This window comes from Vibrio paucivorans (genome assembly GCF_054053395.1).
On record NZ_CM133230.1, the window covers coordinates 2,472,819 to 2,486,175 of the forward strand.

General features: G+C 46.3%; 13 protein-coding genes. 5 read left to right on the top strand and 8 right to left on the bottom strand.

Annotation, left to right across the window (positions count from 1 at the left end; all coding sequences use genetic code 11):
• The first annotated feature begins 50 nt into the window (after window positions 1-50).
• Window positions 51-2,495, top strand: a complete 2,445-nt coding sequence (fadE, locus tag ACXABW_RS11320; protein WP_457522752.1) for an acyl-CoA dehydrogenase FadE — start codon at window positions 51-53, stop codon at window positions 2,493-2,495.
• Window positions 2,496-2,674: 179 nt separating this feature from the next.
• Here the strand turns inward: fadE and ACXABW_RS11325 are convergent, their stop codons facing one another.
• Window positions 2,675-3,925, bottom strand: coding sequence for a TIGR03503 family protein (locus ACXABW_RS11325; protein ID WP_457522754.1), 1,251 nt, complete (start codon window positions 3,923-3,925; stop codon window positions 2,675-2,677).
• Between the two features lie 8 nt (window positions 3,926-3,933).
• A complete protein-coding gene (gene dnaQ, locus ACXABW_RS11330; RefSeq protein WP_457522755.1) occupies window positions 3,934-4,674 on the bottom strand; it encodes a DNA polymerase III subunit epsilon in 741 nt (246 codons plus the stop codon).
• Between the two features lie 56 nt (window positions 4,675-4,730).
• Here dnaQ and rnhA point away from each other — a divergent pair, with 56 nt between their 5' ends.
• Window positions 4,731-5,195, top strand: a complete 465-nt coding sequence (gene rnhA / locus ACXABW_RS11335) for a ribonuclease HI (RefSeq protein WP_252027819.1) — start codon at window positions 4,731-4,733, stop codon at window positions 5,193-5,195.
• 69 nt (window positions 5,196-5,264) lie between these two features.
• Here the strand turns inward: rnhA and ACXABW_RS11340 are convergent, their stop codons facing one another.
• Window positions 5,265-6,005 (bottom strand): methyltransferase domain-containing protein, encoded by a 741-nt coding sequence (locus tag ACXABW_RS11340; protein ID WP_252027821.1) that lies wholly within the window; start codon window positions 6,003-6,005, stop codon window positions 5,265-5,267.
• A gap of 39 nt (window positions 6,006-6,044) precedes the next feature.
• On the opposite strand from ACXABW_RS11340, the gene gloB reads away from it, so the two are divergent.
• The 3 genes from gloB to ACXABW_RS11355 all read left to right on the top strand — a co-directional run bounded on the left by gloB (window position 6,045) and on the right by ACXABW_RS11355 (window position 9,113).
• Window positions 6,045-6,803, top strand: coding sequence for a hydroxyacylglutathione hydrolase (gene gloB, locus ACXABW_RS11345; RefSeq protein ID WP_457522757.1), 759 nt, complete (start codon window positions 6,045-6,047; stop codon window positions 6,801-6,803).
• 70 nt (window positions 6,804-6,873) lie between these two features.
• Window positions 6,874-8,439 (top strand): lytic transglycosylase, encoded by a 1,566-nt coding sequence (locus ACXABW_RS11350; RefSeq protein WP_265686590.1) that lies wholly within the window; start codon window positions 6,874-6,876, stop codon window positions 8,437-8,439.
• Window positions 8,436-9,113 carry a YIP1 family protein gene (locus tag ACXABW_RS11355; protein WP_252027827.1) on the top strand — a complete coding sequence of 226 codons (678 nt, stop codon included), beginning with the start codon at window positions 8,436-8,438 and terminating at the stop codon, window positions 9,111-9,113. The genes ACXABW_RS11350 and ACXABW_RS11355 overlap by 4 nt, the downstream gene beginning before the upstream one ends.
• Window positions 9,114-9,127: 14 nt before the next feature.
• Here the strand turns inward: ACXABW_RS11355 and ACXABW_RS11360 are convergent, their stop codons facing one another.
• The 5 genes from ACXABW_RS11360 to accA form a co-directional block, all read right to left on the bottom strand.
• The gene (locus tag ACXABW_RS11360; protein ID WP_457522759.1) at window positions 9,128-9,994 is read right to left on the bottom strand and encodes an endonuclease/exonuclease/phosphatase family protein; all 867 of its coding nucleotides are present in this window, start codon (window positions 9,992-9,994) and stop codon (window positions 9,128-9,130) included.
• Window positions 9,995-10,036: 42 nt separating this feature from the next.
• On the bottom strand, window positions 10,037-10,375 hold the full coding sequence (gene glnB, locus ACXABW_RS11365) for a nitrogen regulatory protein P-II (protein ID WP_038203435.1): 339 nt from the start codon (window positions 10,373-10,375) through the stop codon (window positions 10,037-10,039).
• A gap of 207 nt (window positions 10,376-10,582) precedes the next feature.
• Complete coding sequence (locus tag ACXABW_RS11370) at window positions 10,583-10,897, bottom strand: c-type cytochrome (protein WP_252027831.1); 315 nt, start codon at window positions 10,895-10,897, stop codon at window positions 10,583-10,585.
• A gap of 52 nt (window positions 10,898-10,949) precedes the next feature.
• Entirely contained in the window at window positions 10,950-12,260 is a 1,311-nt protein-coding gene (gene tilS, locus ACXABW_RS11375) for a tRNA lysidine(34) synthetase TilS (RefSeq protein ID WP_457522761.1), read from the bottom strand.
• A 137-nt stretch (window positions 12,261-12,397) separates the two neighbouring features.
• Complete coding sequence (gene accA / locus ACXABW_RS11380; RefSeq protein WP_252027835.1) at window positions 12,398-13,357, bottom strand: acetyl-CoA carboxylase carboxyl transferase subunit alpha; 960 nt, start codon at window positions 13,355-13,357, stop codon at window positions 12,398-12,400.

Below are 13,357 nucleotides of genomic sequence, written 5' to 3' on the forward strand. Positions count from 1 at the left end.
CAAGATATCTGCAATATCAATGGGTGATAGTTGCTAATAAGGAAAATTATATGGAAATCTTGCTCTCTATACTTGGCTTTGCTGCTGTACTCGGCACCTGCCTATATCATCGAACGTCTTTGGTAGCATCTGTCGCTGCTCTGACTGCTACGATGTTTGCGCTTTCAATCTTTGGCGCAGCTGGACATATAAGCTGGGCACTGTTCATTGCTGCTACTGCGTTACTGGCCATCCCTTCCGTGCGCCAGTCTGTCATAAGCCGCAAAGCTCTAGCGTTGTTCAAGCAGGTTTTACCTGCCATGTCGCAAACTGAAAAAGAAGCGCTAGATGCTGGTACAGTGTGGTGGGAAGCAGACTTATTCAAGGGCAAGCCCAATTGGCAAAAGCTACATACTATCGCTAAGCCTCAGCTAAGCGCAGAAGAGCAAGCTTTCTTGGACGGCCCAGTTAATGAAGTATGTGCAATGGTCAGCGACTATCAAGTTACCCATGAGCTTGCCGACCTGCCTCCTGAAGTGTGGCAGTACCTGAAAGATCACAAGTTCTTCGCCATGATTATCAAAAAGAAATACGGTGGATTAGAGTTCTCGGCTTACGCTCAATCACTCGTATTACAAAAGTTAACCGGTGTTTCTAGCGTATTATCCTCTACCGTCGGTGTACCAAACTCTTTGGGCCCTGGTGAGTTGCTGCAGCATTACGGTACTGAAGAGCAGAGAAATCACTACCTACCAAGACTTGCAGAAGGTAAAGAAATCCCATGTTTTGCCTTAACGAGCCCTGAAGCAGGGTCAGATGCAGGCTCTATCCCAGATTTTGGTGTGGTATGTAAAGGCAAGTGGAAAGGCAAAGAAGTGTTGGGTATGCGCCTAACGTGGAACAAGCGCTATATTACTCTTGCTCCTGTTGCCACCGTATTAGGTTTGGCGTTTAAACTGCGCGATCCTGAAGGGCTGCTGGGTGACACTGAAGATCTCGGAATCACTTGTGCCCTGATCCCTACGAATTTAAAAGGTGTGGAGATTGGTAACCGTCACTTCCCACTTAACGTTCCATTCCAAAACGGTCCGACCAAAGGCCAAGATATTTTCGTTCCTATCGACTTCATCATCGGTGGGCAAGAAATGGCTGGCCAAGGCTGGAGAATGTTGGTTGAGTGTCTTTCTGTTGGCCGTGGTATCACGCTACCATCAAACTCAACAGGCGGTATCAAAACTGCTGCTTTAGCTACCGGAGCTTATGCTCGAATTCGTCGCCAGTTCAAACAGCCTATCGGCCAAATGGAAGGTGTCGAAGAGCCTCTAGCTCGTCTTGGCGGTAACGCATATGTTATGGATGCAGCCAGCAACCTGACTGTGGCTGGTATTGACCTGGGTGAAAAACCATCAGTCATCTCTGCAATTGTGAAGTACCATTGTACTCACCGAGGCCAACAAAGCATCATCGATGCGATGGACATTGTTGGCGGTAAAGGCATTTGTTTGGGTCCATCAAACTTCTTAGCGCGTGGCTACCAAGGTTCGCCAATCGCAGTAACCGTTGAAGGCGCAAACATTTTGACTCGCTCTATGATCATCTACGGTCAAGGCGCGATCCGCTGTCATCCATATGTGTTGGCAGAAATGGATGCCGCGTATTCCGAAGATGCTAATGCACTCGATAAGTTCGATTCAGCGCTCGCTGGACATGTTGGGTTTACCATGAGTAACTTGGTCCGCAGTATCTGGTTTGGCTTGACGGATGGCTATGGCTCTTCTGCTCCGACTACAGATGCAACTAAGCGCTACTACCAACAACTTAACCGCTATAGCGCAAACTTGGCGCTTCTATCTGACATTTCTATGGCAGTTCTTGGTGGTTCTTTGAAACGAAAAGAACGCTTGTCTGCACGTTTAGGCGACATATTGAGCCAACTTTACTTGAGCTCAGCAACACTAAAACGTTTTGAAAATGAGGGACGACAAAGCGCTGACTTAGCTCTTGTTCACTGGGGTCTACAAGAAAGCTTGAAACAAGCAGAAGAAGCGATCGATGAGTTCCTAGCTAACTTCCCTAACAGAATTGTAGGTATGGCTCTGCGTGTTCTACTCATGCCATTTGGACGAGTACGTAAATCTCCTTCAGACAAACTGGATAGCCAAGTTGCTAAGATTCTTCAGACACCAAGTGAAACGCGTTCTCGTCTTGGTCAGGGCCAGTACTTAGAAGCCTCAGAACATAACGCTGTTGGTAAATTAGAACAAGCGCTAGAGATCGTGCTTAAAGCAGAGCCGATTTTCACTAAAATCTGTAAGGCAACCGAGCAACGTCGTCCATTCTTACGCTTAGATCTGGTTGCGGAGATTGGCCTTGAAAAAGGTATTATCAGCCAAGAAGAAGCAGAGCTTCTAAAGCAGGCAGAAGTACATCGTTTATACGCTATCAATGTCGATGATTTCTCCCCAGAGGAACTCGCAGCAAAGCCGCAGCTTCCTGCGATGGGTGAAGTCGCATAGCAAAACATAATTCATCAGTAAAAAGGGCAGCCTAATGGCTGCCCTTTTGTTCGACTATTCGCTCAGTATGAGTAGCGCTACCACATATTAGACTCAATAATGCCTTTAGCTACATGACTCACTCAGTCGTGTCGGATACGATTAAGAAGCATCATAAAAAGTGCGAGAGATGGACTTCATCATTTCTTCGGCATATCCAACTGCATCTCTGGCATCATCTCTTTCTTAGCCCGTAGTTTACCGCGAATAAACCAAGCAACTAACCCCAGAAGAATCGCAAACACATTACCACCAACAATCAACAGGATGCTACGCATGCGTTTTTCTTCGCGCATCTCAATCAAACGCATTTCTTCCAAGCGCTTTTGTTGCTCTAACTGTTGCTGCTCTTGAAGCTTACGAGTGGCTTCATAGTCGACTTCTTCTAAAACGCTGTAACTCATCTCCGAGGTCATGAAGCTCAAAGCGCGCCCGGACGCTAAATCCGTTGCGTAAATCGAACTGTTCCAAGTAAAGTTACCGAGCTCACCACTATTGGGGACTTTAACCGAGACTGACATCGATTCATCTTGGCTGGAGTTCTGTACCACCGTTTCTGCGCCATTCATATCCATATGTTTAACCGACAGGGCCAAGGAGCCTGGAGCAATCATGCCTTGCTCGCCAGAAACCGCCACTTCATGAGGCATCCCATCTTCACGCGATTGAATGAATGTAGCTTGAACCGGCGTCGGATAGACCAAGACTTCTTGCTCTTGCGCTCTTAAAAAGACCCCATTGCCAGACGTCACTCTAACGCGATACTTGCCAGGCTCTGGAGAGATTGGTAGCGATACGGTAAATACACCGTCTCCTGGAAACTCGTCCAAGCCTGTTCCATCGTCAGAAAATTCACCAATAACCACTGGAACCGGTTTGGCTTCTTTAGTTAGGGTTTCTTCGTTTTCAACGAACTTAGTAAACGTGACCCGCAGGTTCACCCTGTCCAAGAAATCACGTACCACCAGTGGCTTTCCATCTGAAGTTAGGCGCGCGGTAAACTTGATATCTTCACCTTGGAAGAGTCGATTAGGAAAGACGTCTGTTTCCAGAGCTAAATTTGAAATCAGCTTTATTTTGTTCTTCGGCGTGACCTTACCTACCGCTTGCCAAGGGCCTGGCATAGGATTATCCACAGAGATAATGTCCATGGCTGACTCCTGATACCACTGCACATTATCTGGGCTACGCCACGCATAGTATTTCTTACCATCAGGACGCACTAATACCACTGGTTGCGAACGTTCAGCGCGGTAAATGACAAAGGTAATTTGTTTGATGGTGGGATCCACTCGAAAACGGTTATCGAGTAGAGACATTGAGGATTCTCCGCTAGCGAAGCTTGTTACGCTGAACACTAAGCCAATTATGGCGATTAAAATCCTCAACATTTTTTCTCCTACTGACGCCAGAGGCAACTACCGGCCTTCTCGACAATGTCCAATCTAGAATTGTGTGCTTCTACTTCATCGGCGCTTGCTAGTAAAACCTTTAGCGCTTTTCGCCCTCCAGCGACACGTTTTATGCTTTCACCACCACTTTCACCCTGCGCCTCAGCATGAAATTGCAACGCCGTTTGTCCGCCGGTCATGGCCAAATAAACATCAGCTAGGATTTCAGCATCGAGCAATGCCCCGTGAAGTACACGTGCAGAGGTATCAATAGTGTAATGCTTTGCTAACGAGTCGAGGTTCTTCCTTGCTGGCATGTTGGGCATGCGCTTGGCCATTGCAAGGGTATCGGTCACTTCACAGTAATCTATGGTTTGACCTATGGTCTCATCCAGCATGCGGAATTCGTGATCCATAAAGCCCACATCGAAGGGCGCGTTATGGGCGACTAGCTCAGCGCCTTGAATGAACTCCAAAAACTCTTTGTGAACGTCTCGATAATCGGGCTTATCACGCAAGAATTCATCGGTGATACCGTGAACTTCAATCGCATCGGGTTGAATCTCGCGATCTGGCTTTATATAAACGTGAAAATGTCTTCCAGTCAGCTTACGGTTGATGATTTCTACCGCACCAATCTCAATGATTCGATGCCCTTGGTAATGTGGCCCACCTTCTCTGTTCATACCGGTGGTTTCGGTATCGAGAACGATGATGCGCTTGTGCTCAGAATTGTTGCTGGTATTCATAACAAATTGTGTGTCAGACTATGCAGATAATGTGCTTAACCCAATAGTATCAAATCATGACGAAACAGGTGGAAATTTTCACTGATGGTTCTTGCTTAGGAAATCCTGGGCCTGGTGGCTATGGCATTGTACTTCGTTACAAGCAAACCGAAAAAACTCTCGCCAAAGGTTACACGTTGACCACCAATAACCGAATGGAAATGCTTGCAGCCGTTGTTGCACTCCAAACTCTTAAAGAGCCGTGTCAGGTTATTTTAACCACCGATAGTCAGTATGTGCGCCAAGGTATTACTCAGTGGATTCACAACTGGAAAAAACGTGGTTGGAAGACAGCCGATAAGAAACCGGTGAAAAACGCTGACCTTTGGCAGGCCCTCGATAAAGAGACAGCTCGACATGATGTTGATTGGCGCTGGGTAAAAGGCCACGCAGGACACCGTGAGAACGAGATGTGTGATGAACTTGCACGTGCTGCAGCCGAGAACCCAACAGAAGAAGATATCGGTTATCAGCCAAGCTAGTGGCGTTATCAAAACTCACTGAAAAACAAAATGGCTGCCTTTCATGGCAGCCATTGTTAGTTTTGAGCGTTAGTCTTTAGAGACTCGATTGTTAACCCGGTAATTGACACTCACTGGTGATAATCGACGCTTCAATCTCCAATGCGGCTTAATAGGTTTTAGTGGATAAGTGCGCTTACGTGCCACAATAAAATACAAACTCCCCATTGGAGACGCCCAATCTCCTAAACTGCCTTCCAACCAAGTCCACATAGTGCGGTACTTTTGCATCGGAAACAGCGCGTATGAATCACAGTGAATGACTTGGTAGTTCAACACACTAAGCCAATCCTTTATCCGGTTTGGCGTAAACATCCTTCCACTCCAAGGCAGGTTATTACGACGCCACGGCATCAAACTCGCAAGGCCAGTAAAGCTGATTGGGTTAAACCCAGTAAGAATTAAATAACCATCATCAATCATAACCCTATCGACTTCGCGGAGCATTCGGTGAGGGTCGTTACAGTAATCAAGCTGATGAGACATGATGACAGCATCAAAGCTTTTTTCTAAAAAGGGCAAATCGTAACCATCTGCAATCACATTATGCAAAGGGTTCTGGATATCTAGGTTAACTTGATGTTGAATGTTACAGTTGCAACTGGTGAGTTCACAACTCAACCCACCCAACTTGAGCATATGATACCCGAACAGCTTTGGGCACCATTCATCAAGGCGCGTTTGGATTGACTCACTCACCCATTGGCCATTTTTCAGTTGCGACCACGAATGAGGTTTCTCAAGCTTCTTTTCACTACGTGCTGGCTTCATTAATAACCTGCTTAACTTAAGGTGACCGGAGACTCAACAATGTTAACTATCAAAAGCATACCTGCATTTAACGACAATTACATCTGGCTGATCCAAAATAGCGATCAACGCTGTGCTGTCGTCGACCCGGGCGATGCTAAGCCAGTTTTGCAGTACATAGAGCAATACGGCCTCACCCTCGACGCGATATTGATTACCCACCACCACAACGACCATATTGGCGGTGTGCCAGACTTGGTCCATAAGTTCCCAGATATTGATGTAGTAGGCCCAGCTCATGAACCTATTCCAACTCTAACTCACCCGGTTGAAACAGGGGATCAAATTAAACTTTTTGATGAAATTTTCTTCGTACTTGGGCTTGAAGGACACACCCGAGGCCATATTGGATATGTGGGAGATGGCAAACTATTTTGCGGCGATGTGCTTTTCTCTGCAGGGTGTGGCCGTGTTTTTGAAGGCACCATGGAGCAAATGTTCACCTCTTTGAGTAAGCTTGCAGCACTTCCAGAAGAAACCCTAGTCTACTGCGCCCATGAATACACTGCGAGTAACGTCGCCTTTGCCATGGCTGTAGAGCCAGACAATGACCTGCTGCATAAGTATCGTGAAGAGGTCAATCGTAAGCGAGCTCAAAACACCCCAACCTTACCCACAACCATTCGCCAAGAAAGATGGATTAATCCATTTTTGCGATACGACGAGCCAAGTGTGATTAAATCGGTCGCAAATCGAACAGCAAAAACAGATCCTTTATCAATCTTTACTGCATTACGTGAGTGGAAGAACGAATTTTAACGTTTTGCTGCTTGTCACTCCCCTAGAGTGACAAGTATCATCAGCAGCCGTTCAAAAAAAGGGCTGTAAAATGCGATTACGTTACAGCTGGGTACTTGCACCATTGATTTTATCAGGGTGTCAACTTACCCAGTCTTCGGATCAATCTAAAGATTCATCTCCAACCAATCTTCCAAAAGAAGAAGTTGCCGTTTCTCCAACGCCGAAACCAGAGCAACCAAAAACCGATCCGATTCCCGTCGTGACGCCACAAACCCAGCAAGATGTTTGGCAACGCATTGCTATGCAGCTGGAAATGGAAATTCCTGATCATAAAACGGTTGATTACTACCGAACTTGGTACCTAAAACACCCTAACCACCTTCGTACAGTATCGAAACGTGCTGAACCGTTTTTGTACCTCATCGTCGACAAAATTGAACAGCGTAATATGCCACTTGAACTTGCGCTATTACCTGTCGTAGAAAGCTCTTTTGACGCGTTTGCCTATTCGCACGGAAGTGCCGCTGGCTTATGGCAGTTTGTTCCTGGCACCGGAAAAATGTACGGTCTTGAGCAAGACTTCTGGTATGACGGTCGACGTGATGTCGCAGCAGCAACAGACGCTGCGCTCGATTACCTTACTTACCTAAACAACCGTTTTGATGGCAACTGGAACCATGCTATTGCCGCTTACAATAGCGGTGGCGGTCGTGTTTCAAGTGCTATCCGTAAGAACAACAAACTCGGTAAGCCGATTGACTTCTTCTCTCTCGATCTACCGAAGGAAACCAGCGGTTACGTACCAAAGTTACTTGCTTTGGCAGACATCGTAGCGAACCAAGAGAAATATGGCTTAACCATTCCAGCCATTGCCAACCAACCCGTTGTTGACTTAGTTGATCCAAAAGAGCAACTAGACCTTGCTATTGCAGCCAATTATGCAGGCATCTCAGTTAAAGAGCTTCAGAGCTTAAACCCGGCGTATAACCAATGGGCTACGTCACCAGATGGCGTCCAACAGTTGTTGCTTCCAATTGACTCCATCGAAGGCTTCAAGGCCGAAGTCGAGAAGAACCGTGGCAAAGGCATGAAGCTTGTTCGCTATAAAGTGAAGTCGGGAGATAGCCTGAGTGTATTGGCGAGCAAATACAACACAACCACCAGCGTGATCCAAAAAGCAAATGGTTTGTCAGGTAACACGATTCGTGTTGGTCAGCACTTAATGATTCCAACATCGACCAAAGACGAGACGACTTACGCACTCAGCGCCGCTAACCGCCTGCAGAAAACTCAGTCTCAATCACGTGGCCGATACAAACTCACTCACACGGTGGCTAAAGGCGATAGCCTATGGACTATAGCCAAAGCCAATAAAGTCTCTCATCAGTCTTTGGCTAAGTGGAACGGTATGGGACCTCGTGACACCCTACGTGTTGGCCAGAAACTGGTGATCTGGAAGGACAGCAGTGATGGCGCGATCATTCGCACGGTATTCTATCGCGTACGCTCTGGCGACACGATCAGTGGTATCGCCAGCAAGTTCAAAGTAAAAAGCAATGACATCGTGAAGTGGAACGACTTGAACAAGTCGAAGTATCTGCAACCGGGCCAGAAGTTAAAATTGTACGTCGATGTGACTAAGGTGAGCGTATGAACCCGTCTAGCAACCCTTTGATAATGTTGGTCGATATTTTTCGCTCCCCTTCAGCATGTTACCTTGCGTTGTATCAAAGAGGGACTTGGGGTTGGCAGCCTTATATCTTCCTTATCCTTAGTCCATTTCTATTTTGGGGTGCATACTTCGATATCGTCGATTTCGACTGGTTGTCAACCGCTCTTAAGCCACAACTTAACCCTGAGCAGTTTGCACTACTTGACGCCAACACATTAATGGCAAGCGAAGTAATTAGCGACATTGTTGGCAGAACCATTACCATTTTTATGTTGGCTTTCTGGTTCAACTTAGCCACTAAAGCAAGTCAACATCAACATGGCTTTTGGCGCTGGTTTGCTGCTGGTGCTGTCATCACCTTCCCAGCGGTACTTGGTGATCTCGCCAGTTACGCCAGCTTGCTTCTCAAGCATGGTCAGGTCATGAGCTATGCGGCTGACCTCAACAGTCTAAACGGCTTACTTAAGCTGCCATTGACTAATCCATGGTCTCAATTCGCGAGTTCATTCCCGCTGTTATTACCTTGGTACATTGTACTAGGTTACGCTGCGGTTGGTACTTGGACCGAGTTTGACCGAGGCCAAGCACTGGTTATATCTGCGCTGCCTTGGGTTGGTTACTACCTAATCTGGGCCATCTATATATTAGTTAGCTAAGGAATAGACACCCGTTAAGGTGAGTTGCTCATTAAAGCAAATTCCACCAACAACGGGTTATGATCAGAAGCGTCCGATTCGGGCGCTTTTGCGTTTTGGAGAGTAAGCCCACGGTAAAACACATGATCCAATGGCAAACCATTGATAAATTCTTTGCGATGATCCGGACTAAATCGCACTTCCTGCAAGTCAAGAGCCTCAAGGTGGCTTTTCATCACCGCTAACCTTTCTTCGCTCCAGCTATTGAAATCACCCGCGAACACAATTGGCCCGGTATGGGTAGTAAGTTCAGCAACTAAGCTGTCGAGTTGACGCTGGTACTCCTCAGTACCATAAGTAAAGTTCACTGAATGGATATTAACAACCGCTAGCGATTGCCCGTTTGAAAGTGGGTAGACAGCATACAAACCGGATTTGGGTAACCTTAACCAAGGCTCCAGCTCTGTATAAGCACACGCTAATGACGGAGCGTGTTTCGATAGGTTTAACACCCCGGCAGAGACGTCAAAAGCTTTGAAAGCATCAACTTGACTGCCGAACCACTGACGTTCGGAAACCCAAACCTTGAGTTCATTCGTCATACTCGCTTCTTGCAGCAGGACTAATTGCTGGCCTCTCGAATATTGATTAAGTGCTTGCTGCCAATTATCTCTATTTTGTTTGTATATGTTCCAAACGAGTATCGAGAGTTGGCCATTATCATCAACCGGGACAGTGCTCTCTGAGTGAAAACAGCGAAGTTCAGGTTGCGCATTATCTTGCGTCACTACAGATAACTGAGGTGATGTAGGTAATTTGAAAATGCTTTGGTAAGCAGCGATACCACCAAATCCCACCGCTAAGACAACAGCGGCTGCTATCGAAAATTTCTTAATGCTCATCGTATGCTTAATAATAGAAAAAGGAGCCGTAAGGCTCCTTTTTTAGATTGCGTCTTCGTCTTCTTCGCCAGTACGGATTCGTACCACTCGCTCGACATCGGTAATGAAAATCTTACCATCACCAATTTTGCCAGTTTGAGCTGTCTCGATAATTGTATCTACACACTGGTCAGCAACATCATCAGTCACCACGATTTCAAGCTTCACTTTTGGCAGAAAGTCGACCATGTATTCCGCACCGCGGTATAACTCAGTATGACCTTTCTGACGGCCAAAGCCTTTCACTTCAGAAACAGTCATGCCAGTAATGCCAACTTCAGCTAGCGCTTCACGGACATCATCCAACTTAAATGGCTTGATAATCGCTTCAATTTTTTTCATGTTCATCCCTTAAACTTTCATCAACTTAGCTTATTATCTTCTAGCTGATTTAAACAATCAATTGTCTTATAGCCAATTAAAAAGCCCAAGCTTAGTAACTTGGGCTTGTTGCAGCTTAATCTGCAAGTCTAATTCGATTTAATTCAAATCTACCGAACTATCTGAGGCTGTTCGACATTTTGGACTTGCCACTACTTAGAGCTCACCTTACTTAAGACTAGCGTAGTATGCTGCTAAGTTTGCGATATCCTGATCACTTAACATTGCAGCTTGAGGTTGCATAACAGCAGCATTACCACCATTACGTTCTTTGTTTTTGTACGCGTTCAGTGAAGAGATCAAGTACTGCTCGTTTTGACCTTTCAGATTTGGATACCCCGGAATCAAAGCGATACCGTCAGCGCCGTGACATGCGGCACATACTGCAGCTTTCGCTTGGCCCGCAGCAGCGTCACCAGCAGCTAAAACGTTGCCACTTAAAAGACCCATTCCAATCACTATTCCAATTGCGACTTTCTTCATTGCTTTTCCTTTTTGCTTGTTTTTATTTTCAGCGATTTTAAATAAAAACCACTTACTTGTCCCAGATGAGTTCACAGTCTTGGCCATAAAACGCTTTGTCGACAAATAACCCAACGACCGCGGCAACCTTGTCATCCACTAGTACTATAGGGGTTCTACGTCTGAGCCAGCTCGGAAGACCATATTCTTGAAACAATTTCTTAAGCTTTCTACTGTGCCCACGTTCGCAAGGGTGCGCACTCAGCCCTTCAGGGTTGAACATCACTTTGATTTCTCGGCCAACCAACGCTTTGGCACTGAGCTGCCCTTGTTTTTTCGTTTCAAGTATCGATAGTTGTCCGAGCCCGTCAGGAAGGTTCAGAGGTTGTTCCAGTGAGATAGACGCTTGCCACAAAGATACATCGCTGAAATCTGGAACCAAATAAAGCCTCTGTTGAAAGCGGCGAACCTGAACATTGGTCAAATTCAGGATGGGATTCGCATCTCCTTTTGCTAGAGCGACATCTTGCCAAAGCTGATGAATGTGTTGCTTGCTCGGCATGAGCTGATGATTGTGTTCAAACCACATACGAAGCAACCTGTTACGCGCCAATACGCTATGTGAGTGCAGCGCTGCTATGTCGATGCTACTGTCCGCTCGCAAAGCCATTGAGAAAGGCTGAGAAAGCAGTTCATTCAGTAGCTGTTCTTGCTCGGCACATAAGCTGGCACTACGGGCGACAGATTGGCTAAACGATGGCCATCTCGCTGCCATAACAGGCACTACCTTATGGCGAATGAAGTTGCGGTCAAACCGAGTATCATGATTACTCTCATCCTCAACCCAATTTAGCTGATTCAACGTAGCGTATTGCTCGATCTCATTGCGGGAGCGTGACAACAACGGCCTAACTAAGCGACCATGGTTCCATGCTGTGTCACCCGACATCGATGCCAAGCCTTTAGGGCCACTTCCTCGCTTCAACGCCAGTAGAAAGGTTTCTGCTTGGTCATCAAGGTGTTGCCCTGTCAGCAACAGATCGTTGGCGCCAATGTAATTATGTAGCACCTGATAACGCGCATTCCTTGCGTTACTCTCGATATTACCTTGCTGCTTATCTAACTCAATATTTTCAACAATCAAGTTGATATTCTCGTCATCACACCACTTCTGACATTTCTCAGCCCATTGGCCCGCATTGTCACTTAAACCATGATTGACATGGATAGCGAGACATTCCACCTCATGCTCTCGCTTATACCGTCCAAGCATGTGCAGTAATACACGAGAGTCCATTCCACCACTCAAAGCCAAAACGACTTTCTCCATGGAAGAGCTATACTGGTTCAGTTGGTTGGCAAAGTGAGGATAGAGGTCATCCATATAAAAGCTAGTTCCTGTGGTGATAGCCGCATTCTAGGCATTAGTATATCCGCGACAGTTGCGATTTACACTTACGCCATAAGCAGCAGACACAAAAAAGGCCGGGATATCCCGACCTTTTAATGGTTCGCTTTCGATTAACAGTAACCGTAGCTCATTAGGCGCTGGTAGCGACGCTCTAGTAGAGAGTCATTGTCAAACTGTTCAAGTTCATTTAGCTGCTTAAGCAGAGTCGCTTTCATGTTCGCCGCCATTTGCTGGTGATCTCGATGTGCACCACCTAATGGTTCTTCGATGATTTCATCGATCAGCTCTAGCTCTTTCAGGCGTGGAGCAATAAGGCCCATAGCTTCTGCTGCTTGTGGCGCTTTATCTGAGTCACGCCATAGGATTGAAGCACAACCTTCTGGTGAGATTACAGAGTACGTGGAGTATTGCAGCATGTTCACATAATCACCAACACCAATTGCTAGTGCACCACCAGAGCCACCTTCACCAATCACGTTGCAAATAACAGGAACTTTAAGGCCAGCCATTACTTTTAGGTTTTTCGCGATCGCTTCCGATTGACCACGCTCTTCTGCGCCAACACCAGGGTAGGCACCTGCAGTATCAATAAACGTAATGATAGGCATGTTAAAACGCTCTGCCATTTCCATCAAACGAAGCGCTTTGCGGTAACCCTCTGGCTTAGGCATACCGAAGTTGCGTTTAACTTTTTCTTTAGTCTCTCGACCCTTTTGGTGGCCAATGACCATAACTGGGCGGCCATCTAAGCGAGCCATACCACCAACAATCGCTTTGTCGTCAGCAAATGCGCGGTCGCCAGCCAGTTCATCGAACTCTGTGAATACATGCTCTAAGTAATCCAGAGTGTATGGGCGAAGTGGATGACGAGCTAGTTGAGCTGTTTCCCACGCACCTAAATCGCTAAAGATTTTCTTTTTAAGCTCTAAGCTTTTCTTTTCAAGTTGTTCAATTTCTTTGTCTAGATCAACTGCTGCATCACCACCGTGACGAGAAACGTCACGCAGTGCTTCAATCTTCGCTTCAAGTTCAGCAATTGGCTTTTCAAATTCTAGAAAGTTTAGGCTCAT